Raw genomic sequence first — 24,522 nt, forward strand, 5'->3', positions numbered from 1 at the left:
GTAATGCCGTTTTTTATAGCACGATTTCAATTTAAAACCATTAAGCCAATAGCCATAATGGTCCAAAAAAGTCATAGCCTAATTTATTGGCAAAAATCAGAATAAAACCGAGGATCATTACCGAGAAATCAATCATACCTGTGCGAGGTAAAATACGGCGAATCGGTGATAATAAAGGCTCTGTAATTTGATAGAGTAAATATTCTGCTTGATTATTACCTCGACTAAACCAACTCATAATCGCACGAATTAAAATTGCCCAAAAGATCAGCTCACCAAAGGTTTTCACCACACTTAATGCACCTATAAGCAAGGCTAAGCCCCAGTTTATTGTCGTCTGTCCTACAAGAAAATTTAATACAGGGTATTTTAATGCACAAAGAATAAATGCCAAGAAAATAGCGGCGAAATCAATATTATGGATACTAGGGATCATTTTACGTAGTGGGGTAAGCACTGGTTGGGTAAGTTTCACTACGGTTTGTGATATAGGATTATAAAAATCCACTCGGCAATATTGTAGCCAAGTGCGTAAAATCAGGATAAAGGCATAAAGCCCCATAATAGTTAAGATTAAGTATTGAATGGCATTCATATTGTCTGATTTTTCCTTTTGTTTTGAAGTTTGGTTCTATAATGCGGGTTATTAAGGAAAAATTCAAGTATAGTCGTTCCACTTTAAAATAATACTGCGTTGGTATGTCTTGTTGTGCGGTTTTGTGCTGTTTTCGGCGTATTGCCTCGTCTTATTTTAAATTGAAACCACTATAGATGTTTATTTAGCGGGGTAAAAACAAGATGAAGCGAGGGGGAAAGATCTCTATAATAACGCCCATTCTATTTTTAATGAGTATCTGCAATGAAAAAAATTTTTCTCATATTGACCGCACTTTTCAGTTTATCGGGGTGTGGGACTATCGTGAGTTTGATTAATCCTAGCGAGCCTTATGGGGCTTATGCGGGGACGAAATATGATCTTGCTATGGCAAAAAAATGGGGATTGCCTATTTTAGATTTGCCTCTTTCTTTTTTATTAGATACGGCATTATTACCCTATGCGTTAGTACAAGAGAAATAATATGAAATTAAATTCACAACAACAACAAGCCGTTGAGAGTGTCCATGGGGCTTGCCTTGTGTTGGCTGGGGCAGGCTCGGGGAAAACACGCGTTATTATTAATAAAATTGCCCATTTGGTGGCGAGTTGTGGCTATTTGCCACGCCAAATTGCGGCAGTCACCTTTACCAATAAAGCCGCTAGAGAAATGCGAGAACGTGTGGCACATTCTATTGGTAAATCACAAAGCCGAGGGCTAATTGTTTCCACATTTCATACCTTAGGTTTTGATTTGATTAAACGTGAACACCGCCATTTAGGTTTGAAAAGCAGTATTACTTTGTTTGATGAACAGGATCAGTTGGCATTATTAAAAGAACTGACTCACGAAGTAGAAAATAAATTAGGCGAGGAATATAAGGATTTTTTGCGTGCTTTGGTGGCAAAAATTTCCCATTGGAAAAATGATTTAATTTTGCCTGAACAGGCTTTATCCCTCGCTCAAGAACCTAAACAGCAATATTTTGCCCAATGTTATCAACATTATGTCCAGCAAATGCGCGCTTATAATGCCTTGGATTTTGATGATTTGATTATGTTGCCCACCTTATTATTACGGCAAAATGAAGAAGTGCGGTCAAAATGGCAACAAAAAATTCGTTATTTATTGGTTGATGAATATCAGGACACCAATACTAGCCAGTATGAATTGATTAAATTATTGGTGGGCAAACGAGCTTGTTTTACCGTTGTAGGCGATGATGATCAATCCATTTATTCCTGGCGAGGGGCAAAACCGCAAAATATTATGCGGTTGCGTGATGATTTCCCGAATTTACAAGTGATTAAACTTGAGCAAAATTATCGTTCTACCCAGCGGATTTTGCACAGTGCCAATATTTTAATTGAAAATAACGAGCATATTTTCAGCAAGAAATTATTTTCTAATTTATCGCAAGGGGAATTATTGCAGGTTATTGAGGCAAAAAATGAAGAGCATGAAGCGGAGCGTGTGGTAGGCGAGTTAATTGCTCATCGCTTTTCCCATAAAACCAAATATAAGGATTATGCCATTCTTTATCGTGGTAATCATCAGTCACGTTTGCTAGAAAAAATGTTAATGCAAAACCGAATCCCTTATAAAATCTCAGGTGGCACGTCCTTTTTTTCTCGCACAGAAATTAAGGATATGATGGCGTATTTGCGTTTGTTGGTTAATCAAGACGATGAAGCCGCATTTTTGCGTATTGTGAACACACCGAAACGAGAAATTGGGGCTGTAACTTTGCAAAAGTTAGGGGAATTAGCTCAGCAAAAGCAAATCAGTTTATTTGAGGCGATTTTTGCCGCCGAGTTAATTGAATTTATTACGCCAAGAGCCTATGATGCTTTGCAAAAATTTGCTCGCTGGATTGTGGAATTAAATGATGAAAGTTTGCGATCTGAGCCTGAACAGGCGGTAAAATCCTTGTTGGCAGGGTTACAATATGAGGAATATTTGTATGAACAAGCCAATAGCCCTAAAATGGCGGAAATGCAGGCTCGTAATGTGGCAACTTTATTTGAATGGGTTGCCGATATGTTAAAGGGCGATGAATTTAATGAACCTTTAACCTTAAATCAAGTGGTGACGCGTTTGACTTTGCGAGATATGTTAGAACGCAATGAAGAAGACGATGAGAGCGATCAGGTGCAATTAATGACCTTACACGCCTCAAAGGGATTAGAATTTCCTCACGTTTTTTTAATTGGTATGGAAGAGGGGATTTTACCACATCAAACCAGCATTGATGAAGATAATGTGGAGGAGGAGCGGCGTTTAGCTTATGTGGGAATTACCCGAGCCCAACAAAGTTTAACCTTTACCCTATGCAAGGAACGCCGTCAGTTTGGTGAATTGATTAAACCACAACCGAGCCGTTTTTTGTTAGAGTTACCTCAAGATGATTTACAGTGGGAACGAGATAAACCTGCATTAACCGAGCAACAACGCCAACAAAAAGCCGAGCGTAATTTTGCTAATTTGCGAGCGATTTTAAATAAAAAATGATATTTTTGTAGATATCGTCGTCCCACTTTAAAATAATACGGCGTTGGCACACCTCGCCGTACGCTTGGTACTGTCTTCGGCGTGCTGCCTTGTCTTATTTCAAATTGGAACGACTATAAATTAGTCAAACAAATTAAAAGCGTAAAAAAAGGGTTTGACTTATTTTCAAAAGAAAGTATCATACCGCCCACAAACCGATTGCGGTGAGATGGCCGAGAGGCTGAAGGCGCTCCCCTGCTAAGGGAGTATGGGGTCAAAAACTCCATCGAGGGTTCGAATCCCTCTCTCACCGCCATTTACTCAGAGCACCCGTAGCTCAGCTGGATAGAGTACTCGGCTACGAACCGAGCGGTCAAAGGTTCGAATCCTTTCGGGTGCGCCATTTTATTTTTTACTCTAGGATAAATATGGTTCAATGAGCGGTTTATAGAATTTCAAACAACGCACCCGTAGCTCAGCTGGATAGAGTACTCGGCTACGAACCGAGCGGTCAAAGGTTCGAATCCTTTCGGGTGCGCCATCTTAATTTTCTTATCTTTCCATAAATTTTAATTTACTTTCAATATGATTTCTTTATGCATTTTTTGTTCTATTCTTGTTAAAACTTGTGGTTGAGCAAGTGTCAAAGAATAAATATTGGTAATAAAATGGGTTTGTTCACTTTCTGGTATGGCAAAGGGTAAAAAACCGAGAATGTGTTGATGTAAATAAAAAACTTTTGCAAAATCCACCGCACTTTTTATTTCTGCAAACATAGCTTGATTTAGTGGCTGAGCGGCATAGCCACGTTTAATTCTTCCTAACGCATTGGCTAGATGAATAAGTAACATTTGTACTTGATCGGTTTCTGTATTAACTTGCCATTGGTGACGCAATAATCCTTCAATATTAAGGACAATTTCAACAATCTGGTAGTTGATCAAGTTTCGTTGTTGCAATAGCAATAAGCGTTTTAATAATCCCATATATGTTGGTCTCTAAGAAAAGATGAGCTATTTTAATGAAATTATTTTGCTTTACAAAGTGCTATTTAAGGGGCATTACTGTATTGGCTCATTTATAGTCGTCCCACTTTAAAATTGAAATGACGATAATGAAATGCGGTTTGCTATCTGACTTGGATAAGGTTAAGATCTCGGCAAATTAAAGAAGAATGATGAAAATACTATGATTGATGTAAATTTATTTCGCCCATATAAAGGGTTAATTTTTGATATGGACGGTACATTAGTGGATACTATGCCTTGCCACGCACGGGCTTGGGAAATGGTGGGCGAGCATTTAGGTTATCCAACTAAAGGCGATGTGCTTTACCAGCTTGGTGGGGCGTCAGTGCGTACGATTGCTATGGAAACCATGAAAAAATATGGTATTCCTATGGAGTTGTTAGAGCAGGTTATTCAACTTAAACGCCAATTTGGTATTGAATTAATTCAGCAGCAATCCACATTATTGCCTGCGGCCGAGGTGGTAAAGCATTTTTATGGGCAAGTTCCCTTGGCTCTAGGCACAGGGTCGCATAAAGTGGTGGTGGATATGATTTTGCAAAAACACCAAATTGCGCCTTATTTTGAGGCGATAGTTACCGCTGATGATGTTACCAAGCATAAGCCTGAGCCTGATACTTTTTTACGTTGTGCCGAATTAATGGCGGTTGATCCTCGTCAATGTGTGGTATTTGAAGATGCTGACTTAGGTGTGCAAGCGGGATTGCGGGCTGGTATGGATGTGTTTGATGTGCGAATCAATCAGTTAATTAAATATGCTTGATTGGCTTTTTTCTAGTCAATTTTGGCTAGATTTATTGCCCAAATATGGATTATGGGTGATGTTTTTGAGTGCTTTGTTAAGTGCGACATTATTACCCGGTAATTCAGAGATTATTTTTGCAACCTTAGCCATAAACAGTTTTACTGTAGAAACAAATTATATAACGATAGGGAAATTATGGTTGGTGGCAACCTTGGGCAATAGTCTCGGCAGTATTTCTACTTATTGGCTTGGGCGTTTATTTCCTTCCTATTCTTTAGCCGCAACATCAGCAAAATCCGCTTGGGTTATAGAAAAAATACAGCGATTCGGTGCGTGGGCATTATTATTGAGTTGGTTACCTGTGGTGGGCGATATTTTCTGTGTAGTGGCAGGTTGGTTACGTTTAAACAGCTTTTGGGCAAGTTGGTGTATTCTGTTAGGTAAGGCATTGCGTTATGGTTTTTTATTGTTAATGTTATTGCCTTTTGTAAGGTGAATTTTCATTGGAATATATCATCGCTCCAAAATTGGAATGACTATACTTTTTCCGTTAGAATGGAAAGCCAATAAAAAAACCGCCCATAAAGGGCGGTAAAATAACCTAAGGAACCAATTTATAAAACAACTGTAAGTTGTACTAACTAAGACTGGCTAAATCACAAAAAGTTCAGTATTCTGAGAAAAAATTTTATTTTTATTATAGAATTGCTCTTTTGCTTTATTTTTGCACAGAATGATGAGGATTATCGTCATAAAAAAACCGCCCACAAGGGGCGGTAAAATATAACCTAAGGAACCAATTTTATAAAACAACTGCAAGTTGCTTGTTAAATAAGACTGGTTAAATTGGGAAAAGTTCAGAAAAAATTGAAAAAATTTTTTAATTTATCTAACCTAATGATTTATAAGAGGAAATACAATGCCATTATTAGATAGTTTTAAAGTTGATCATACCATTATGCAAGCTCCAGCCGTACGCATTGCAAAAACGATGACCACACCGAAAGGGGATATTATCTCGGTGTTTGATTTACGTTTTTGTCGTCCTAATAAAGACATTATTTCGCCACGAGGGATTCATACCCTTGAACATTTATTTGCGGGTTTTATGCGTGAGCATTTAAATGCTGAGGATGTGGAAATTATTGATATTTCGCCAATGGGGTGCCGTACGGGGTTCTATATGAGTTTGATTGGAACACCTGATGAGCAACGAGTAGCCGATGCTTGGTTATTGGCAATGCAAGATGCTTTGGCGGTAAAAAATCAACAAGATATTCCTGAGTTAAATGAATATCAATGTGGTTCTTATCAAGAACATTCTTTAGCTGATGCTCATCAGGTTTGTCGTCAAGTGGTGGAGCAAGGTATCGGGATCAATAAAAACGAAGATTTATTATTAGACGAAAAATTTTTGCAGCAATAACAATAAGGGCGTTGATAAATTAACGCCCTTATTATTTATTCAATCATAATGAAAGATAAGGATAACAATATGACAACAATAGGTACCGCATTAACTCCCACTGCAACTAAGGTTATGATGCTTGGGGCGGGGGAATTGGGCAAAGAAGTGGTAATTGAATTACAGCGTTTAGGGGTAGAAGTGATCGCCGTAGATCGTTATGCCAACGCACCTGCTCAGCAAGTGGCACATCGTGCTTATACGCTTTCTATGTTAGATGGCGAAGCCTTAAAAGCCTTAATTGAGGAGGAAAAACCTGATTATATTGTGCCAGAAGTAGAAGCGATAGCCACCGATACCTTACTTGAATTAGAGCAGGCAGGATTTAATGTTATTCCTACCGCAAAAGCCACCAAATTAACCATGAATCGTGAAGGTATTCGCCGACTGGCGGCAGAACAACTAGGCTTACCAACTTCGCCTTATCAATTTGTGGACAGCTTTGAGGATTTTTGTACCGCTGTTGATAATATTGGTATTCCTTGTGTGGTTAAGCCTATTATGAGTTCTTCTGGGCATGGGCAAAGTATTTTGAAATCTAAGCAAGATTTGAGCAAGGCTTGGGAATACGCGCAACAAGGCGGACGAGCAGGCGGTGGTCGTGTGATCGTTGAAGGTTTCGTTAAATTTGATTATGAAATTACCCTATTAACCGTCCGTCATATTGGCGGAACCGCTTTTCTCGCCCCTATTGGGCATACACAGGTTGATGGCGATTATCGTGAATCTTGGCAACCACAAGCAATGTCTGAAATTGCTTTGCAAAAAGCTCAACAAATTGCCGAGAAAATTACAACGGCATTGGGCGGACGAGGAATTTTTGGGGTAGAAATGTTTGTGTGCGGTGATGAAGTGATTTTTAATGAAGTCTCGCCACGCCCACATGATACAGGTATGGTAACGCTGATTTCGCAAGAGCTTTCTGAGTTCGCCTTACACGCCAGAGCCATTTTAGGCTTGCCTATTCCTGATATTCAGCTGATTTCCCCTTCTGCTTCAAAAGCCATTGTGGTAGAGGGGAAATCGCAACAGGTGCAATTTGCCCAACTGGAGCAAGTGCTAAGTGAACCTAATACCAATATCCGTTTATTTGGTAAGGGCGAAGTTGATGGGCATCGCCGTATGGGCGTATTGCTAGCACGAGATAATAATGTTGAGCAAGCCTTAGCACGAGTTCGCCGAGCCTATGATAAATTGGAAGTGAAGTTGTAGTTTGATTATACTTTCCCTTAAATATAGTCGTTTTATTTTAAAGTGAAACGACTATTAAATAAGGGAAAATCCGATTAAATAGGCTCAATTCGCAAAACTTCCGCAATATTGACCGCACTTTGGCTTTCATTAGGCTTAATTCGCCAACGAATATTAAATTGATCCAATTTCATACCATAAATACGTCCATTATATTTGCCTTGATGATAAGCAGGGCGAGGGTCTTGTTGTAACACTTCTCGAATAAAACGCTCAAAGTGCGGTGCGTTTTGACAAAATTTTTGCAGGTTTTGTTGAGCGTTAGGGCTAAACGCCACCTGTAATAAAGGACGTGGCTTATCTTGTGCAAACCCCGATTGAGCAAAAGGCTCACTATCGGCATAGGCAAGATAAGGTTTTATATCAAAAATAGGGGTTTTATCCACCAAATCTACCGAACCTACTTGTAATAATACCTTGCCTTGCTGTTGTTCAATATGTTGCAATTTTACCTTAGATAATCCCAATGGATTAGGGCGATGCGTAGCACGAGAAGCTAAGACCCCAATGCGTTGATTGCCACCTAAACGAGGCGGACGAACCGTAGGTTGCCATTTGCCGGTAGGCACTTGATCAAATTGAAAGATTAACCATAAATGCGAAAATTGCTCTAAGCCTCTTACCATATCAATGGAATGATAAGGGGGAAGTAATTCAATGGTACCTGTGCCATCTTGAACAAGTTCAGGTTGACGAGGCACACAAAATTTTTCTTTATAAGGGGTATGAATAATTGCTATAGGTTGCAGGGTTAAATTTTGCATATTTTGCCTAAATTTGATCTGGAATAGTTAAAAAGTGATGAATTACCTTGTAAAATAGCCGACCTATTTATTTTAAAGTGGAAGGACTATAATACGACATTGGTATGCCTTATCCTATTTTAAATGGAAAGGACGATATTTTAAAATAGCCGATGATTTATAATCGTCCCATCTTGTCTATTTTAAATTGAAACGACGATAATTGTTTTATGGGGATCTATGAGCCAAAGCACATTAAAAATGTGGTTAGAAACCGCAAGACCCAAAACGCTGCCTTTAGCATTAGCTTCTATTTTAACAGGTTCAGCGCTAGCTTATTGGCAAGGCACATTTAGTGGGCTTATTATGGGATTATGCCTATTAACCACGCTGTTGTTGCAGATTTTATCCAATTTTGCCAATGATTATGGCGATCATCTCAAGGGATCGGATACAGAAGAACGCATAGGGCCGTTAAGAGGTATTCAAAAGGGCGGTATCAGTTTTCATCAATTACGCCAAGGATTAATACTCATGGTGTTAGCGAGCTTGCTATCAGGGGGATTATTAATTGCGGTTTCCTATCAACATTTATCCGATATTTTGGTTTTTGCTGGATTAGGTGCATTAGCGATTATTTCTGCGATTACCTATACAGTAGGTGAAAAACCTTATGGTTATATGGGATTAGGCGATATTTCTGTACTTATTTTTTTCGGTTTATTAGCGGTAGTTGGAAGCTATTATTTACAAGTCCATCAATTCAACGGCGCTATTTTATTACCTGCTTGTGCAAGTGGTTTATTGGCAGTTGCGGTATTAAATATCAATAATTTACGGGATATTGAGCAAGATCGCAAAGTAGGCAAAAATACCTTAGTGGTAAGATTAGGGGCAGAAAAAGGTCGGCTTTATCATTTAGGATTATTGAGCTTGGCAATCTTGTTTAACCTTATTTTCGCCACAGTTTATATACAACGCTGGCAAGGTTTTCTATTCCTTATTGCTATTCCTTGGCTAATAAAGCATGGCTATTTTGTTTATCGTCATAAAGATCCCCTTGCCCTAAGACCCATGTTGGCACAAATGTCAATGTTAGCCCTATTAACCAATTTATTATTCAGCCTAGGATTATTGCTTGCATAAGCAAAGGGGCTTATACTATGACAGATTTTATATCTAAGAAAGGAAATGTTATGACAATCGATACTTCAGCGTTATGCGATATTTATCTTGACCAAGTTGATGTCGTCGAGCCTATTTTCTCGAGCTTTGGCGGCGTAGCAGAATTTTATGGACAAATTACAACCGTAAAATGCTTTGAAAGTAATGGATTAATTGCAGAAGTATTGCAAGAAAATGGCGAAGGTCGTGTGTTATTGGTCGATGGCGGAGGTTCAGTACGTCGAGCATTAATAGACGCCGATATTGCGCAACTTGCCGCCGATAATGGTTGGGAAGGGATTATTGTTTATGGGGCTGTTCGTCAAATTAGCCAACTTGAAAATATTGATATTGGTATTCAAGCATTAGCCCCTATCCCCGTATCAGCAGATGATAACACTATTGGCGAAACCGATGTTTCCGTTAATTTTGGCGGGGTAACCTTCTTCCCAGAAGACTATCTCTATGCAGATTTAACAGGCATTATCCTCTCGCAAGATCCTTTAGATCTTGAGGAATATGAAGATTAACCTCAATATTTGCACCTTTTATTAAGGTGCAATTTTCTTACTTATGTTATATAAAATTCTCTTGATTTCTGACCAAATATAATGAATAAACAAGCCACTTTCTATCTTATGCAACAAGAACAATCTTCCATAGAAAACCTAACGGCGATTGAAGCATTGGCTTGTGAGCTAGCTGCAAAAACTTGGCGTTTAGGAAAACGGATATTGATTGCTTGTGAAACAGAACAACAGGCTTTTAAATTAGATGAAGCCTTATGGCAACGTGATCCTGATGAATTTGTACCACATAATTTATCGGGTGAAATTAGCCATTATACAACGCCAATTGAAATTTGCTGGAAAGAAAAACGTAATGTACAACGGCGTGATGTACTCATTTCTTTGCAACAACAAATCCCTGAATTTGCTCAAATGTTTAACCACGTCATTGATTTTGTGCCAGAGCAAGAACAACAAAAAAACTTAGCAAGAGAACGTTATAAACAATACCGCCAACTTGGTTTTCAAATGAATATGGAACAACAGAGCTAAGTTAATTATGCCACCAACCCATAAAGAGAAGAATAACAGCGAAGATAACTAACCAAATTAAATGTAATTTCGCACTTTTTTTGTTAATTTCTGCATTTTGCAAACGCCGTTGTTCCATAAGGTGTTGATATTTAATAATGTTTTCCGAATCAAAGGAAAAACCACAATGTGGACAAGAGGCGACACTTGAGCTTATTTTTTTGCGACATTCTGGACAGGCTTGTAATGCCATAGTAGCAATCCTTAAAATAGTTTTTGTTCATCAAGCGTTAATGGACGATATTCCCCCTCGGCAAGATTTTCATCTAAAAGAATATTGCCAATACGCCAACGATGTAATGCCACCACTTTGTTACCTAAGGCAGCAAACATACGTTTTACTTGGTGGTAACGCCCTTCGCTCAGCGTAAGATTAACATTGTAATCATCAATAATTTGTAAGCTAGCCGGTTTGGTAGGTGTTTTTTCGCCACGCAATAAAATACCTTGCTGACAAGCAGTTTGATAGTGGCTTTCTACAGGATCAGCGAGGGTCACTAAATAGGTTTTTTCACAATGATGTTTCGGTGAAGTAATACGATGCGACCATTGCCCATCATCAGTTAATAACACTAAGCCTGTAGTATCCACATCTAAACGCCCAGCACTATGTAATTTATTGGTTAGAGGATAATCAAAGAATTGATAAATTGAGGGATAATCGCCATCATCATGACTACAAACATAGCCCTGTGGTTTGTGTAACATAAAATATTGCCCATTTTCAACCCAAGTAAGCAACTCACCATCAAAATAGATTTGATCGCTAGATTGAATCTTAATGGCACCTGTTTTAATGATTTCATCATTAACAGTAACCAAGCCCTGTTTTAACGCCTTACCCGCTTGTAAGCGAGTAAGTCCTGTCTGTTCTGCTAAAAATTTATCTAAACGCATAGTTTATAAGTAGTTCGTAAAAAGAAAAAGTGCGGTTAATTTTGTCATTAAATTTTGTGCTGAATTATAGCAAAATCTTTTTGTGATTGACTATTAAATGGTATGAGTAAATATCGCATGACTTTAAATTATAATTATTTTATTTCTGTAAAAAAATTTTTTGCGATAGAACGGAATTTTTACTCAAAGATATTCATCTTTTTAGGGTTTTTATGGATAACAATATTTATACAATAAATATTTAACTTAAATTTTGTGATGTAGTTCTAAAAATAATACTCCAAAATTTTACTTCATAATGGAGAAAAACTATATTATTTGTATAACAATGTAAATACGAAGAATAAAAGGAGTATTTTTATGAAAAAAAGCCTGTTAGCGCTCACTATTAGTGCAGTTTGTTTATCTGCCTATTCCGCCACACAAGATCTTGCTTTTAACTATACCAGTACAAAAGATTTGTTACAACCTATTGATATGACGACAACTTTTAAGGAGAAAGATTTATTAAATTTATCAAGTGGTTCGGTGACCTTTCGTATTAATGCAGGAAGTGGATTTGGAGCAATGTTAGGGGCATCAGATCCTACTCAAGATACCCGTTATTTAAACTTCTATTCTATGCGTAATAGAGCAGGAAAACAGGTTTTTGGTATTGAAATTAAAGATGGTCAAAACCTTATTGCAAATAATCAATTAACAGCGACAGTTGATGCTATTGATGATTTTCAGAATGTTACCTATACCTTTGATGGTGATAATCAAGAAATTAATATTTATGTAGATGGTCAAAAATTACGAACTAATAGTGGCTCTAAATTTTTTGCAGATATAAAAGGATTAACCGAAGTTTATTTGGGACAGACAAAACGAGCAACGATGCATAATATGCGATTCGCTGGCGAGGTTTTTCATTTTGATTTAGATGAAAAAGTATTATCTGAACAGGAAATTCAACAGAAACACCAACAGCTGACAGAATTGCATTTACATAGTTTAGATAAATATGATGAAACAGGCGCTTATAAAACGTCTCCTTATCCTGTTTTCCAAGGTGGTGAGGGAGAAGAATATACGGCTAAAAATTATCGTATTCCTTCTTTATTAACTACTCAAAGTGGGGTGGTTATTGCAGCGATTGATAAACGTAACCAACACGCTAGCGATTGGGGAAATATTGATACCGCTATTCGCCGTAGTTTTGATGGCGGACAAACTTGGCAGGAAGAACAGGTTATTATTGATCTTGTTAGTCAGCCTTATGGTAATCAAAATGCTGCATTTTTAATTGATCCCTTAATGGTACAAGATAAAAATACTGGGCGTATTTTTATGTTAGTGGATATGTTCCCAGAAATGAGAGGATTATTTGGGTTTGGTAATAACGCACAGGGAAGCGGTTATACTAAAGATCCTGAGGGAAATTTATATCGGGTGTTGTCTGATAAAGACAATAATTTATATAAAGTTAATGAACAAGGTGTGGTATTTGATGAAAACGATCAAGCCACAGATTATCGTGTCGTAGTAGAAGGAACACAAAGCCTTGCCTATAAAGACTTAGGCGATTTATATTTAAATGATCAACGTGTTGGCAATATTTTCTTAAATACAGCTCAAGACGGGAATGATACAGCCCCTTTACAAGCCAAGCGCACCAGTTATTTATGGCTAACTTACAGTGATGATGACGGTGCAACTTGGTCAAGCCCTGTGGATATTACTCCACAAGTTAAAGCCGATTGGATGCAGTTTTTAGGCGTTGGACCGGGTAATGGTATTCAACTTAAAAACGGCAATTTAGTTATGCCAGTTTATTACACCAACAATACAGGAAAATTAAATTCGCAATCTGCGGCAGTGATTATTAGTACGGATGGTGGTAAAACTTGGGTAAGAGGCGAATCACCGATTGATCGTTGGGAATATCAAAATGGTGGCTCACAAGCATTAAATAATGCGAGTAAACAACTCACAGAATCACAGATTATTGAGCTAGATAATGGCGAATTAAAAATGTTTTCTCGTAATATGGGCGGTAAGGTAGTGATTTCTACCAGTAAAAATGGTGGATATAGTTGGACTAACCAAAAAATAGTTGATGATATTTTGCTCGATCCTTATTCTCAATTATCGGTAATAAAATATTCTAAACGAATTAATGGTAAAGAAATTGTGTTGTTTGCTAACCCTCATTCAGGTACTCGTAGCCGAGTTAATGGTAAAGTCTGGTTAGGGGAAGTACAGGACGATGGCTCTATTGAATGGAAATATAACACCTCTATTACCACAGGAAGCTATGCTTATAATAGCTTAACTGAATTACCAAATGGCGATATAGGTTTGTTATATGAAGAAAGCAATCAAAAAATTCAATATGTTGCCTTAAATATACAAGATCTGGTTTGGCACGATAATTATATTCATCATGACATACGCAAAAATCCATTAGAGTTTCGTTTAAATTCCAATTTTGAGGAAACTTTCTATAAAATTGGCGATGGTGAAATGATTAAACTTGGAAAAGGTACTAATCAGGCAAGTATTGACGTTTATGAGGGGACTGTTACTTTAAATCAAGAGGCAGATGATAATGGTGCTAAACAAGCCTTTAAACAAGCGGTAGTACATCCACAAGGCACTTTACGTTTAGGTTCAACTGATCAAATGCCATTATCTTCAATTACCTTAAAACAAGGTACATTGGATTTGAACGGTCAAGATCTTCAGCTTACAGCCAATAATGGCGAAAATACGGGGTTATATCAGACTGACTTACAAGGTAATTTAGTTAATCATAGCTCAACGCCTGCTAATATTCATTATAGTCTTTCAGGCGAGAGAAGTATTGATGGGCAATTAGGCGATAAAAATGGGGCGATAAACTTGATTTATCAACCTGACAATGATCGTGCTAATTTATCCTTGTTAGGCAATTCTTTGCTCAATGTAATTGATGTAAAAACAGGACGTATTACTTATGCAGACAATAGCCAACATCAAGCAACATCTGCAAATGTTAGAATGAATGCTGAGTTAGCCATTAAAGGCAATAGCCAAGTTCAAATTAATCATTTAAATCTAGAACAAGATGCTAAATTAATTGTAGATAATCAACAAAATCAATTAGCTCAGTTGAATGCTATTATTGAGGGTGCTGGTGATTTGATTAAGCGAGGCGAAGGCGTATTGCAGTTAACGGGGTATGCTAATCATAGTGGTAATATCAATGTTCAGCAAGGTACTTTAGCACTAGACGGTATTTTAACGGGTAATTTGAATTTACACGCACAAGCAAATTTAGCTGGCTCAGGAGTGGTACTGGGAACAACAACTTGGCATGCAGGTAGCTTAATTGCACCAGGTATGAATTATTTACCTCAGTCAAATGCTTCTCGTACAAATACCGATTTTACTGCTCAACAATTATCCTTTGCCAATGTTGAAGATATGGGCGGGCAAGTTACCTTACGAGTCAATAATGACAATAACGATGTTAGCACTTGGCAGCATGATCGTTTATTGATTACAGGTAATCTTAGTACATCAAATGCTTCGGGCTATATTCCGGTTAATTTGCGTTTATTAAGTGATGGTGCTGGTCCAACCGATACCAATAATAATGGTAAATATGATGCTGACGAAGGAATTTCATTAATTCAAATTGGCGGTAATGCTACATTAGGTATTTTTAAAGCAGATAACGTGAGTGTTGTAGATAGCCCTTATCAATATACCCTCGTTGCTGTAGATAAAGGTAGCGCAGTTGCCGAACAGAATTTGGTAAATGATCAAGGAAATCAATATTATGATTATCGTTTGCAAACTGTTTTACAAACTGAAGATGGGAATGATCTTGAGCCGATAGTGGTAACGTCACAGCCTTTATCCACTCGAGCTAAATTAAAATCTCATATTCCAAATTATCTTGTAGCAAATACCGCAATGACAAATCAAGCTCGAGAAGTAGCCCATTTATTTAGTCAGCAATTTAATCGTGATAATGGGCTTTATTTGTTACAACAACATCAAGGTGCAAATTATACCTCTAATTTAGGATTTGACGAGTATGGTTATGGATATAAATCTCGTCAAAATCTGACCGCACTTGGTATTAATCAAAGCATTAATGAACAGACCAGTTTGAATGCGATGATAAGCCATGGAAGAACGAAAGTAGAGCCTAAAGCTGAGGAATATAGCAAAACAAACTATAAGTCCACTGGTTTATTGGCTGGTATACAACATCATATAGATAATTTCTCAATCCAAGCTGGGTTAGGCTATTATTGGCATCGTAGCGATGTAAGTGGTGGTTCAAGTATTAAAGGTAAACAATATCAAGTATTTGGTACTTTAGATTATAAATTACCATTTACCGATAATTTAGCATTGATTCCAACTATCGGATTAAAATATCAACAACTTAAAGCTGAGATTAATGATGTTGAATTAAATGTTCAATCAGATACCCATAAAGTATTTAGTCAATATGTTGGAGCGAGATTGAACTATCAATTATCTAATATGACCTTTAATTTAAGTACAGGCTATGAGCATAATGCAGAAAAAGAGCATTATGTGCATATTAGTCAACAAACCTTTAAAACAGGTAAGTTAGGTAATGCAATAGTACTTGGAGGAGATGCCAATATAAATATAGGTAAGTCTTGGAATATAGGTGTATTAGTTAACCATCGTATTGGTGTATCTCAGGCTAAATTAAAAGATACTAGCGTTACAGCTAAGTTAGCCTTTACTTTCTAAGAATTTGCTATTAATAATAAAGATCGCTTAATGGGCGATCTTTATTTTTATTATAGCTAGAGAAGTTCTAGCTATAGAAACCATAAGTTATGTATACGGAATGCAGTGATACACTATTTGATAGTTTTCAATGGGAGAGAAACTATCAGTAAAAATATAGTTCTTAATATAACCCCAACACTTTCCACCAAGCGAGTCCAATGGTAAAGAAAATACCTTGGTTTAATAGGGTAACAATAAAACCTGTTTTCCACCAAGTTGCGGTGCTGACATAGCCTGAACCATAGAGAATAGGGCCTCTGGCGTGGGTGTATTGGGTGAGTGATGAATAGAGATTACTTGTAAATGCAAACATAAAGGCGGCTACGGCAACCGGAATATTTAAGGTTATGGCAACGCCGAGGAATACGGTATAAAGTGCGGCAATTTGTGCATTACCGCTAGCAAAAAAGTAGTGGGTGTACATATAGATTGCATTTAAGATGAGTAAGATGATAACCCAATTCATACCGCCCATAATATGGGAAAGCTCATAACCAATGATTTGCCCAAACCAGTCGGTAAAACCTAATTTTTTCAGTTGACTTGCCATCATTAATAACGCTGAGAACCAAATTAAGGTATCCCATGCCCCTTTTTCTGCTTTAATTTCTTCCCAGGTTAGGGTGCTGGTAAGAAGCATAACGGAAAGTCCAATTAATGCGGCAACTGTGGCATCAATATTGAATGATGAGCCGAATACCCAGAGAATGAGCAATAACGCAACGGTAAATAACATTACCCATTCGCCATAATTTATTTTTCCCATTTCCGCTAATTGTTGTTTGGCTAGAGCGGGAGCTTCTGGTGTGCTTTTTACTTCGGGTTTGGTGATGAAATAAACTAATAAAGGCACTAAGATTAAAGCCACTAAGCAAGGTACGATAGCAATTAATAGCCAGCCACCCCAGCTCATTTCTACGCCTGCATCTTTAGCGAGTTTAGCCGCAAGTAGGTTGCCTGTGAATGCTGTCATAAAGATGGTTGAGGTAATATCATTAATATTTCCAATACAGGTAATGAGAAAAGTGCCAAGTTTACCTCTTGTTTCTTTATCTGGGTTGGAATGATAACTGCTGGCGAGGGAACGAGCGATAGGATAAATAACACCACCACAACGAGCGGTATTACTAGGCATTGCAGGGGCTAAAATAAGATCGGCAAGGGCTAAGCCATAGGCTAATCCTAAAGAATGTTTGCCAAAAAAACGGATCATTAATAAGGCGATACGTTTGCCTAGCCCTGTTTTAACGAAGCCTCTTGCAATTAAAAATGCACAGACGATTAACCAGATAAGGCTACTATTAAATTCACTTAATGCAGTTTTAATGGACGCTGAGGCAGTGGTATCTCCGCCAGCAAAGGTTAAGGCATAAATTGTGATGCCAATAATACCAATCGCTCCAATAGGAAGTACATTAGCAACGATAGCAAAAATACAGCTGACAAAGATAATTAAGGTATGCCAAGCAGGTTCAGTAAGTCCTTCGGGGGGCTGAATAAACAGCCATATACCACAAGCTAAAAGGAAAATAATTATCAGGGGAATAAATTTCACTTGATTAGGATATTGATGATGAGACATGATTCACTCCAATTAATTAATATATAAAAATAAATATCTTACGGAGTAAATATAGCTTATTTGCTTTGAGAATAATTTGATCTAAATGGGGATTTTCTACGTCTTTTGATAAGTTGTTATTTTTTTACATTACTTGAGTTTTATTTGATTAATGAATATAAGATGAGGCTGATATTGAATAAAAGTGCGGTGGGTTTTTCAATTATTTTTGTGATTATATTTTTTATAGACGTTTCAATTTTAAATAATACTGCGTCAGTTTTATTTTAAATTGAAACGTTGATATAGATATAAAGCTTTATTCGCTGTCTTGTTGTAAGGCGTTAAGTTTGGCTAAACCATGATCACAGCTTTTGGTTTGGGTCGCTAATTCCATTTCTAAAATTTGTTTTTTACTTTGGTTTAGGCGGTTCTTCATTTTATGAATTTGGGTGTGTGTACCGGGTTGCTTTTCTGCATCAGCAATTAATTCTTCTGCTTTTTGAAAAAGCTGTTGGCATTGTTGAGGCATGGCATTTGTTTCGGTTGCTGAGGAAAGGGGATTATTAGCCAGTACGGAAAAACTGACGAGTGAACCTGTAAAAATAATGACTGTTGAGAGGATTTTTTTTATCATTTTTTATTCCGTGAAATTCTTTAAAGTTAATTGATATTCATTTGCTATGTTATAGGAATCGCAAAAACTAGCAGAAAATAACAAAATTTATAGATTATGTCTATATGTTAAATAGATTTTTTCTAAATAATTTTGTTATTTTATGTGATTATTTTTAGATTTGTGAGCCTGTTCACATTTCGCGTTGACCAAAAATAGCTGTGCCAATTCTTACCATGGTTGATCCGCATTTTATTGCATTTGCCATATCCGCAGACATTCCCATGGAAAGGGTATCAATTTGCTGAGTTGGGCATTGCTGTTGTAATTGCTGGAATAGGTTTTGCATTTGGCTAAATACTTTTATTTGCTCCTCTGGATTATCCGTATTTTCTGGTATCGCCATAATACCCCGTAAACGTAAGTGCGGTAGTTTTTCCAGATGTTTTGCCAACGGAATTAATTCGTTAGGTTGAATACCTGATTTACTTTGTTCGTCACTAATATTAATCTGAATTAATACATTGAGTGGCGCTAAATGTGCAGGACGTTGTGCATTTAAACGATCGGCAATTTTTGCCCGAGAAAGGGTTTGCATCCAATCAAAATATTCTGCCACCAGTTTGGTTTTATTTGATTGCAATGGGCCAATAAAATGCCATTCAAGTTGGATACCTTGTTGTTGGCAATATTGGATTTTTTCTACCCCTTCTTGTACATAATTTTCGCCAAAGGCATATTGTCCACTTTGATGGGCGGCTAAAATGGCTTGTACGGGTTTGGTTTTACTGACAGCTAAAAGGGTTACACTATTTGGTTGTCTATTAGCTTGTTGGCAGCATATAGCGATTTCTTGTTGAATTTGACTAAGGTTTTGTTGAATTAAATGACTCATAGTTTGTTTAGGTTATTTCTATAAAAAGGCTAGCGTATGGCGCTAGCCTTTTGATGTTAGATTTCATTATGTTCTGTTGCGGTAAAGCGTTCTATCCGTCCACCTAAGGCACGCAGTTTTTCTTCAATATGTTCATAACCACGATCGATATGATAAATACGATCAACGAGGGTTTCGCCACTGGCAATACAACCTGCTAAGACTAAGCTAGCGGAAGCTCGTAAGTCGGTTGCCATGACTTCTGTTCCTGATAGGCGTTGCACGCCATGACAAATGGCGGTATTTCCCTCAATTTCTGCTTTAGCGCCCATACGAATAAGTTCAGGGATATGCATAAAACGGTTTTCAAAAATGGTTTCGGTAATAATGCTTGTTCCTTCTGCCACCATATTTAATAAGGTAAATTGTGCTTGCATATCAGTTGGAAAGCCTGGATAAGGGGCGGTACGGATATTGACTGCTTTAGGGCGATAGCCAAGCATATCTAAGGTAATGCTATCTTCTTCAATATCAATTTGGGCGCCTGCTTCTTTGAGTTTATCAATTACCGCATCAAGGGTATCGGCTTTTGTGCCTTTACAGGTTACTCGCCCTCCTGAAATGGCGGCTGCCACTAGAAATGTACCTGTCTCAATACGATCAGGCACAATATGATGTTCGCCACCGCCTAAACGTTCAACGCCTTCAATGGTAATCATATCGGAGCCAGCACCTGAAATTTTTGCTCCCAATTTATTTAAGAACAAGGCGGTATCGGTAATTTCAGGCTCGCGGGCGGCGTTTTCAATAATGGTTGTGCCCTTGGCTAAGGTTGCGGCGATCATTATGGATAAGGTTGCGCCTACGCTTACTTTTTCCATAACGATACGGGTTCCTTTCAAACGCCCTTGTACAAAGGCTTTGACATAGCCATCTTCTAATTGAATGGTGGCACCTAATTTTTCTAATCCACTAATATGTAAATCTACGGGTCTTGCCCCAATAGAGCAACCACCGGGTAAGGAGACTTGTCCTTGATTAAAGCGTGCCACAAGAGGAGCTAATGCCCAGATAGAAGCACGCATGGTTTTTACTAATTCATAAGGGGCGACAAAATGATCAATGTTGGCACTATTGAGATGGACTCGCCCTTGTTCATCACGTTCTGCCACTACCCCTAATTGACGTAAAATTTTTAAGGTAGTATCAATATCCTTTAAATGAGGAACATTGGATAAGATGACAGGTTCTTCAGCAAGAATGGCCGCAAATAAAATGGGTAAAGCGGCATTTTTTGCTCCAGAAATATTCACCGTTCCCTTTAAGCAAGTAGGCCCTTGTACACGAAATTTTTCCATAATGAAAATCCTAATTGGTTAGCTTGGCAAATTGAATAAGCGTTCACGTTTCCATTTTTCAACGGTAAAGGTTTTAATGGTTAATGCGTGAATTTCATTGCGAGAAATATGTTCCATAAGCGGAGCATAGATCATTTGTTGTTGTTTGACTTTGGATAAGCCAGCAAATTCATCGCTAACTGCAATAACGCCATAATGTGCGTTTTCTCCTTGTACATAGACTTCATCAAGATTTAAGGCTTGTTTCAAGATTTTTTCAATGTCTTGAGTTTCCATATTCTGTTTCCGTTTTAGTGAGATTAAATTAAAAATTGTTTTACCCAAGCGGATAACCCAAATAAATCACTTAGGGTTAATAATTGCGAAGGGGCATTGTTAATGACAACCTGCTTTGTTGTATGATCTAGGCTATCTCCGCCACCAAGGTTTGTTTGGGATTGATGAAGCAAGTCGCATAAAAAAGCAAATCCTGCTGAATCAATACGTGTAACTTGCTTTAAATCCCAATAAATTTGGTGGGCTTTCACACATTTATGAAGTAAAGGTTGTTGTTGCTCATAAAGTGATAATAAATGTTCACGTGTAAGCTCGCCAACAAGATGAATGTGAATTATAGCATCTTGTTCGACAACTTCCCATTGTAATACTTTGGCTGTGGTGTGATTTTTCAGCATTATTTACTCAATGTAATAGGTGCATTGGCAGATTGTTGAATTTGGGCAGTTAATGCTTCAATGCCTTGTTGACGCAAAATGCCACTCCATTCATTTTGTTTGGTCACGACCATACTGACCCCTTCGGCAGCCATATCATAGGCTTGCCATTCGCCTGTACGGCTATTTTTACGCCATTTGAAGTCAAGTTTAATCGGTGGTTGGTTGCCCGATTGAATAATATTGACGCGAATACTCACGATTGTTTTATCGCCCACTGGCTTTTCTTTTTCAATCTCAATTTTTTGATCGCTATACATGGTTAATACTTGGGCGTAAGTTTGCTCAATAAAATTGCCAAAGGCTTGGAAGAATTTTTCTCGTTGCTCTGGCGTTGTTGATTTGAAATAAGAGCCTAAGACTAATGAACCCGCATAATTAACATGCACATAAGGCAAGAGATCTTGTCTTACAATGGTGCGTAAATAATTAGGATCTTGTTTGATCTTGGCTTGATTAGCTTGAATATCGGCAAAAAGTTTATCTGAGGCTTTTTGCATTAAAACATAAGGATTATCTGCCGCCATTGCATTAAAGCTAAAAAGTGCGGTCAAAATAATCATTATTTTTGTTGTCCATTGAATCATTTGTTGTTTTAGCATAATGTTCTCCATCTTGAGTTTTTAAACAACTTTGGCAATTATGGGGTATTGCCCTTTGTTTCCTGTTGACTATTGTTGCGATCGCCATATAAAAATTGACCGATCAAATCTTCCAACACCATGGCGGATTTTGTATCCATAATTTTATCTCCCTCTTTTAACATTGCTACTTCACCATCATCAAATCCCATATTGAGGGCAATATATTGTTCTCCCAATAATCCAGAGGTTCTAATGGATAAAGAGCTTGTTTCGGGGATTTTATTGTATTCTTGGTTAATTGCAATGGTTACCTTAGGCAGATAATCATTTTCATCGAGTTGAATATCCGTTACACGACCAATAACCACGCCGCCTAATTTTAGGGGGGCTCTTACTTTCAAACCGCCAATATTATCAAAATTGGCTGTAATTTTATAAGATTTTGTTTCGCTAAATCCCTGTATATTGGCAACTTTTAAGCCTAAAAAGACCAAACAAGCAATGCCCAATAACAGAAATAAACCTACCCAAAATTCAGATTTTATTGTTTGTTTCATTGTTTTCCCTATTTATTTTTAACGCAATGTTATCCGCCAAACATCATTGCGGTTAATACAAAGTCTAATCCTAATACGGCTAATGAGGCTTTTACTACCGTATTTGTGGTTGCTTTACTGATACCTTCTGAGGTAGGCACACAATCATAACCATTAAATAAAGCAATCCAAACCACCACAATGGCAAAGCAAAAACTTTTTATTAAGCCATTGAAAATATCAGTTGTCCAGCTGACCGAGTTTTGCATAACTGACCAAAAACTGCCCGCATCAACCCCTTTCCAATCTACGCCCACTAAGGATCCCCCCCAAATGCCGACTGCAATAAAAATAATGGAAAGGATTGGCATACTGATTAATCCTGCCCAAAAGCGTGGGGCAATAATACGGCGTAGGGGATCTATCGCCATCATTTCTAAGCTAGAAAGTTGTTCAGTCGCTTTCATTAAACCGATTTCTGCGGTTAATGCTGAACCTGCACGCCCAGCGAATAACAATGCAGTAACCACAGGGCCTAGTTCTCGTAATAAAGACAGCGCCACTAATTGCCCTAAGCTGGTTTCGGCAGAAAAATCCACTAAAACCACATAGCCTTGCAAGCCTAATACCATACCGATAAATAAACCAGACAGTAAAATAATCAGTAGAGATTGTACGCCTAACACATAGAGCTGTTTAATGACGAGAGGAAAATGCTTTTTAAATTGTGGTTTACCGATTAAAGCGCCGATCAGCATAAATCCAGCACGCCCTAACGCACGACAAAAATGAATCGCACTTCGTCCTAATTGGCTAATCAGATCGATAATCATACAAATAATTCCTCTATATAGTCGGGGGCAGGATAATTAAATTGTACGGGGCCATCGGCTTCGCCTCGTAAGAATTGTAATACCTGAGGATCTTGACTCTGGCGTAATTGTTGTGCGGTGCCTTCGGCAATAACCCGTTTATTGGCGACAATATAAGCATAATCGGCAATGCTCAGCACCTCATTAACATCATGAGATACTACAATAGAGGTAAGCTGTAAGGCTTGATTTAATCGCTTAATTAAACTGACAATTACCCCCATACTAATGGGATCTTGTCCTGTAAAGGGTTCATCAAACATCATTAAATCAGGATCCAGTGCTATAGCACGAGCCAGTGCCACACGCCGAGCCATACCACCAGATAATTCGGCAGGCATTAAATCCCTTGCTCCTCGTAACCCCACGGCTTGTAATTTCATTAACACAATTTTGCGAATGAGGAATTCGGGTAATTGAGTATGTTCCCGCAACGGAAAAGCCACATTATCAAAGGTGGAGATATCGGTAAATAATGCGCCTGATTGAAATAACATGCCCATACGTTTTCTTAACCCATATAAAGCCTGATTGGATAGCTGACAAATATCAATCCCATCAAACAAAATTTGCCCTTCTTGTGGGCTGAGTTGTCCACCAATTAGTTTTAATAATGTAGTTTTACCAATACCAGATGGCCCCATTATGGCAGTAATTTTGCCTTTAGGCACATTGAGGTTTAGGTTCTGATAAATAGTGCGTTCACCTCGTTTAAAGGTTAAGTTTTTTATCTCTATCAGATTTTCACTTGCTTGCTTTATTTCCATAAGGAGTAATTAAGTATAAATAATAGACAAAAGAGTATTTTGTTAAGGGTGCATATTCTATGAAAATGCTACGCAAGTCAAATTTAAGCATAAAATTTACCAAATTTTGACCGCACTTTGCATTAGATAAAAACCGATGATTGTTAATAATATGTAACAAAATAGATAAATTTGATACAAATCAACAATGAATTAGCTAATTATTTAGGGGTATTTTTGATTTATGTTAGAAAATGTGATCAAGATAATATTTTTACTGTTTTTTATCCTTATATTTAGTAGTAGAATAGCCCCGTTGAATTTAGCTGCATAATAATTTGTTATAAAACTGCAAATTTTTATGTAGAAATTTC

25 protein-coding genes and 3 tRNA genes are annotated in these 24,522 nt (G+C 37.6%); 13 read left to right on the forward strand and 15 right to left on the reverse strand.

What is annotated here, in order from left to right:
• Positions 1–40: 40 nt before the first annotated feature.
• Entirely contained in the window at positions 41–595 is a 555-nt protein-coding gene (locus EV694_RS07310; protein WP_132691060.1) for a YggT family protein, read from the reverse strand.
• A gap of 264 nt (positions 596–859) precedes the next feature.
• Between EV694_RS07310 and EV694_RS07315 the strand changes: the two genes are divergently transcribed.
• The 5 genes from EV694_RS07315 to EV694_RS07335 all read left to right on the forward strand — a co-directional run bounded on the left by EV694_RS07315 (position 860) and on the right by EV694_RS07335 (position 3,627).
• A complete protein-coding gene (locus EV694_RS07315; RefSeq protein ID WP_132691062.1) occupies positions 860–1,078 on the forward strand; it encodes a YceK/YidQ family lipoprotein in 219 nt (72 codons plus the stop codon).
• Position 1,079: 1 nt separating this feature from the next.
• Positions 1,080–3,107 (forward strand): DNA helicase Rep, encoded by a 2,028-nt coding sequence (rep, locus tag EV694_RS07320; protein ID WP_132691064.1) that lies wholly within the window; start codon positions 1,080–1,082, stop codon positions 3,105–3,107.
• 202 nt (positions 3,108–3,309) lie between these two features.
• Positions 3,310–3,402 (forward strand) — tRNA-Ser (locus EV694_RS07325).
• A gap of 10 nt (positions 3,403–3,412) precedes the next feature.
• A tRNA-Arg gene (locus tag EV694_RS07330) sits at positions 3,413–3,489 on the forward strand.
• A 61-nt stretch (positions 3,490–3,550) separates the two neighbouring features.
• A tRNA-Arg gene (locus EV694_RS07335) sits at positions 3,551–3,627 on the forward strand.
• Between the two features lie 28 nt (positions 3,628–3,655).
• Here EV694_RS07335 and EV694_RS07340 read toward each other — a convergent pair.
• Positions 3,656–4,072 carry a PRD domain-containing protein gene (locus EV694_RS07340; RefSeq protein WP_132691066.1) on the reverse strand — a complete coding sequence of 139 codons (417 nt, stop codon included), beginning with the start codon at positions 4,070–4,072 and terminating at the stop codon, positions 3,656–3,658.
• A gap of 202 nt (positions 4,073–4,274) precedes the next feature.
• On the opposite strand from EV694_RS07340, the gene EV694_RS07345 reads away from it, so the two are divergent.
• The 4 genes from EV694_RS07345 (at position 4,275) to purT (ending at position 7,536) form a co-directional block, all read left to right on the forward strand.
• The gene (locus EV694_RS07345) at positions 4,275–4,877 is read left to right on the forward strand and encodes a beta-phosphoglucomutase family hydrolase (RefSeq protein ID WP_132691068.1); all 603 of its coding nucleotides are present in this window, start codon (positions 4,275–4,277) and stop codon (positions 4,875–4,877) included.
• A complete protein-coding gene (locus tag EV694_RS07350) occupies positions 4,870–5,355 on the forward strand; it encodes a YqaA family protein (protein ID WP_132691070.1) in 486 nt (161 codons plus the stop codon). Before EV694_RS07345 ends, EV694_RS07350 begins: the two co-directional genes overlap by 8 nt.
• 423 nt (positions 5,356–5,778) lie before the next feature.
• Positions 5,779–6,285 carry an S-ribosylhomocysteine lyase gene (gene luxS / locus EV694_RS07355; RefSeq protein ID WP_132691072.1) on the forward strand — a complete coding sequence of 169 codons (507 nt, stop codon included), beginning with the start codon at positions 5,779–5,781 and terminating at the stop codon, positions 6,283–6,285.
• Positions 6,286–6,354: 69 nt separating this feature from the next.
• Entirely contained in the window at positions 6,355–7,536 is a 1,182-nt protein-coding gene (gene purT / locus EV694_RS07360) for a formate-dependent phosphoribosylglycinamide formyltransferase (protein WP_132691074.1), read from the forward strand.
• Positions 7,537–7,610: 74 nt separating this feature from the next.
• On the opposite strand, the gene tsaA is transcribed toward purT, so the two are convergent.
• Positions 7,611–8,339 (reverse strand): tRNA (N6-threonylcarbamoyladenosine(37)-N6)-methyltransferase TrmO, encoded by a 729-nt coding sequence (gene tsaA, locus EV694_RS07365; RefSeq protein WP_132691076.1) that lies wholly within the window; start codon positions 8,337–8,339, stop codon positions 7,611–7,613.
• 219 nt (positions 8,340–8,558) lie between these two features.
• Here tsaA and EV694_RS07370 point away from each other — a divergent pair, with 219 nt between their 5' ends.
• From EV694_RS07370 to EV694_RS07380, 3 genes are all read left to right on the forward strand, one after another.
• Positions 8,559–9,464: a 1,4-dihydroxy-2-naphthoate polyprenyltransferase gene (locus tag EV694_RS07370; RefSeq protein ID WP_132691078.1), complete on the forward strand. Its 906-nt coding sequence runs from the start codon at positions 8,559–8,561 to the stop codon at positions 9,462–9,464.
• A gap of 50 nt (positions 9,465–9,514) precedes the next feature.
• On the forward strand, positions 9,515–10,012 hold the full coding sequence (gene rraA / locus EV694_RS07375) for a ribonuclease E activity regulator RraA (protein ID WP_132691080.1): 498 nt from the start codon (positions 9,515–9,517) through the stop codon (positions 10,010–10,012).
• An 81-nt stretch (positions 10,013–10,093) separates the two neighbouring features.
• Complete coding sequence (locus EV694_RS07380) at positions 10,094–10,543, forward strand: DNA polymerase III subunit chi (protein ID WP_132691082.1); 450 nt, start codon at positions 10,094–10,096, stop codon at positions 10,541–10,543.
• Between the two features lies 1 nt (position 10,544).
• On the opposite strand, the gene EV694_RS07385 is transcribed toward EV694_RS07380, so the two are convergent.
• Both EV694_RS07385 and rsuA read right to left on the reverse strand, forming a co-directional pair.
• Positions 10,545–10,775, reverse strand: coding sequence for a zinc ribbon domain-containing protein (locus EV694_RS07385; RefSeq protein ID WP_132691084.1), 231 nt, complete (start codon positions 10,773–10,775; stop codon positions 10,545–10,547).
• Positions 10,776–10,786: 11 nt separating this feature from the next.
• A complete protein-coding gene (gene rsuA, locus EV694_RS07390; RefSeq protein ID WP_132691086.1) occupies positions 10,787–11,479 on the reverse strand; it encodes a 16S rRNA pseudouridine(516) synthase RsuA in 693 nt (230 codons plus the stop codon).
• A 360-nt stretch (positions 11,480–11,839) separates the two neighbouring features.
• Between rsuA and EV694_RS07395 the strand changes: the two genes are divergently transcribed.
• Positions 11,840–16,246 carry an exo-alpha-sialidase gene (locus EV694_RS07395; protein ID WP_132691088.1) on the forward strand — a complete coding sequence of 1,469 codons (4,407 nt, stop codon included), beginning with the start codon at positions 11,840–11,842 and terminating at the stop codon, positions 16,244–16,246.
• A 163-nt stretch (positions 16,247–16,409) separates the two neighbouring features.
• Here the strand turns inward: EV694_RS07395 and EV694_RS07400 are convergent, their stop codons facing one another.
• The 10 genes from EV694_RS07400 to mlaF all read right to left on the reverse strand — a co-directional run bounded on the left by EV694_RS07400 (position 16,410) and on the right by mlaF (position 24,169).
• Positions 16,410–17,870: a DASS family sodium-coupled anion symporter gene (locus tag EV694_RS07400; protein ID WP_132691090.1), complete on the reverse strand. Its 1,461-nt coding sequence runs from the start codon at positions 17,868–17,870 to the stop codon at positions 16,410–16,412.
• 298 nt (positions 17,871–18,168) lie between these two features.
• Positions 18,169–18,483 (reverse strand): DUF5339 domain-containing protein, encoded by a 315-nt coding sequence (locus tag EV694_RS07405; protein ID WP_424580054.1) that lies wholly within the window; start codon positions 18,481–18,483, stop codon positions 18,169–18,171.
• Positions 18,484–18,658: 175 nt separating this feature from the next.
• Complete coding sequence (locus EV694_RS07410; RefSeq protein ID WP_132691094.1) at positions 18,659–19,360, reverse strand: YggS family pyridoxal phosphate-dependent enzyme; 702 nt, start codon at positions 19,358–19,360, stop codon at positions 18,659–18,661.
• 56 nt (positions 19,361–19,416) lie between these two features.
• Entirely contained in the window at positions 19,417–20,697 is a 1,281-nt protein-coding gene (gene murA, locus EV694_RS07415; RefSeq protein WP_132691096.1) for a UDP-N-acetylglucosamine 1-carboxyvinyltransferase, read from the reverse strand.
• A gap of 18 nt (positions 20,698–20,715) precedes the next feature.
• On the reverse strand, positions 20,716–20,973 hold the full coding sequence (locus tag EV694_RS07420) for a BolA family protein (protein ID WP_132691098.1): 258 nt from the start codon (positions 20,971–20,973) through the stop codon (positions 20,716–20,718).
• Between the two features lie 23 nt (positions 20,974–20,996).
• Positions 20,997–21,371: an STAS domain-containing protein gene (locus EV694_RS07425; RefSeq protein WP_132691100.1), complete on the reverse strand. Its 375-nt coding sequence runs from the start codon at positions 21,369–21,371 to the stop codon at positions 20,997–20,999.
• On the reverse strand, positions 21,371–21,973 hold the full coding sequence (gene mlaC / locus EV694_RS07430) for a phospholipid-binding protein MlaC (RefSeq protein WP_424580055.1): 603 nt from the start codon (positions 21,971–21,973) through the stop codon (positions 21,371–21,373). Before mlaC ends, EV694_RS07425 begins: the two co-directional genes overlap by 1 nt.
• A gap of 77 nt (positions 21,974–22,050) precedes the next feature.
• On the reverse strand, positions 22,051–22,551 hold the full coding sequence (gene mlaD / locus EV694_RS07435; protein WP_132691102.1) for an outer membrane lipid asymmetry maintenance protein MlaD: 501 nt from the start codon (positions 22,549–22,551) through the stop codon (positions 22,051–22,053).
• 29 nt (positions 22,552–22,580) lie between these two features.
• A complete protein-coding gene (gene mlaE / locus EV694_RS07440) occupies positions 22,581–23,363 on the reverse strand; it encodes a lipid asymmetry maintenance ABC transporter permease subunit MlaE (RefSeq protein WP_132691104.1) in 783 nt (260 codons plus the stop codon).
• Positions 23,360–24,169, reverse strand: a complete 810-nt coding sequence (mlaF, locus tag EV694_RS07445) for a phospholipid ABC transporter ATP-binding protein MlaF (RefSeq protein ID WP_132691106.1) — start codon at positions 24,167–24,169, stop codon at positions 23,360–23,362. Before mlaF ends, mlaE begins: the two co-directional genes overlap by 4 nt.
• Between the last annotated feature and the right edge of the window lie 353 nt (positions 24,170–24,522).

Source organism: Volucribacter psittacicida (assembly GCF_004339025.1).
In the GTDB taxonomy this organism is placed as follows: domain Bacteria; phylum Pseudomonadota; class Gammaproteobacteria; order Enterobacterales; family Pasteurellaceae; genus Volucribacter; species Volucribacter psittacicida.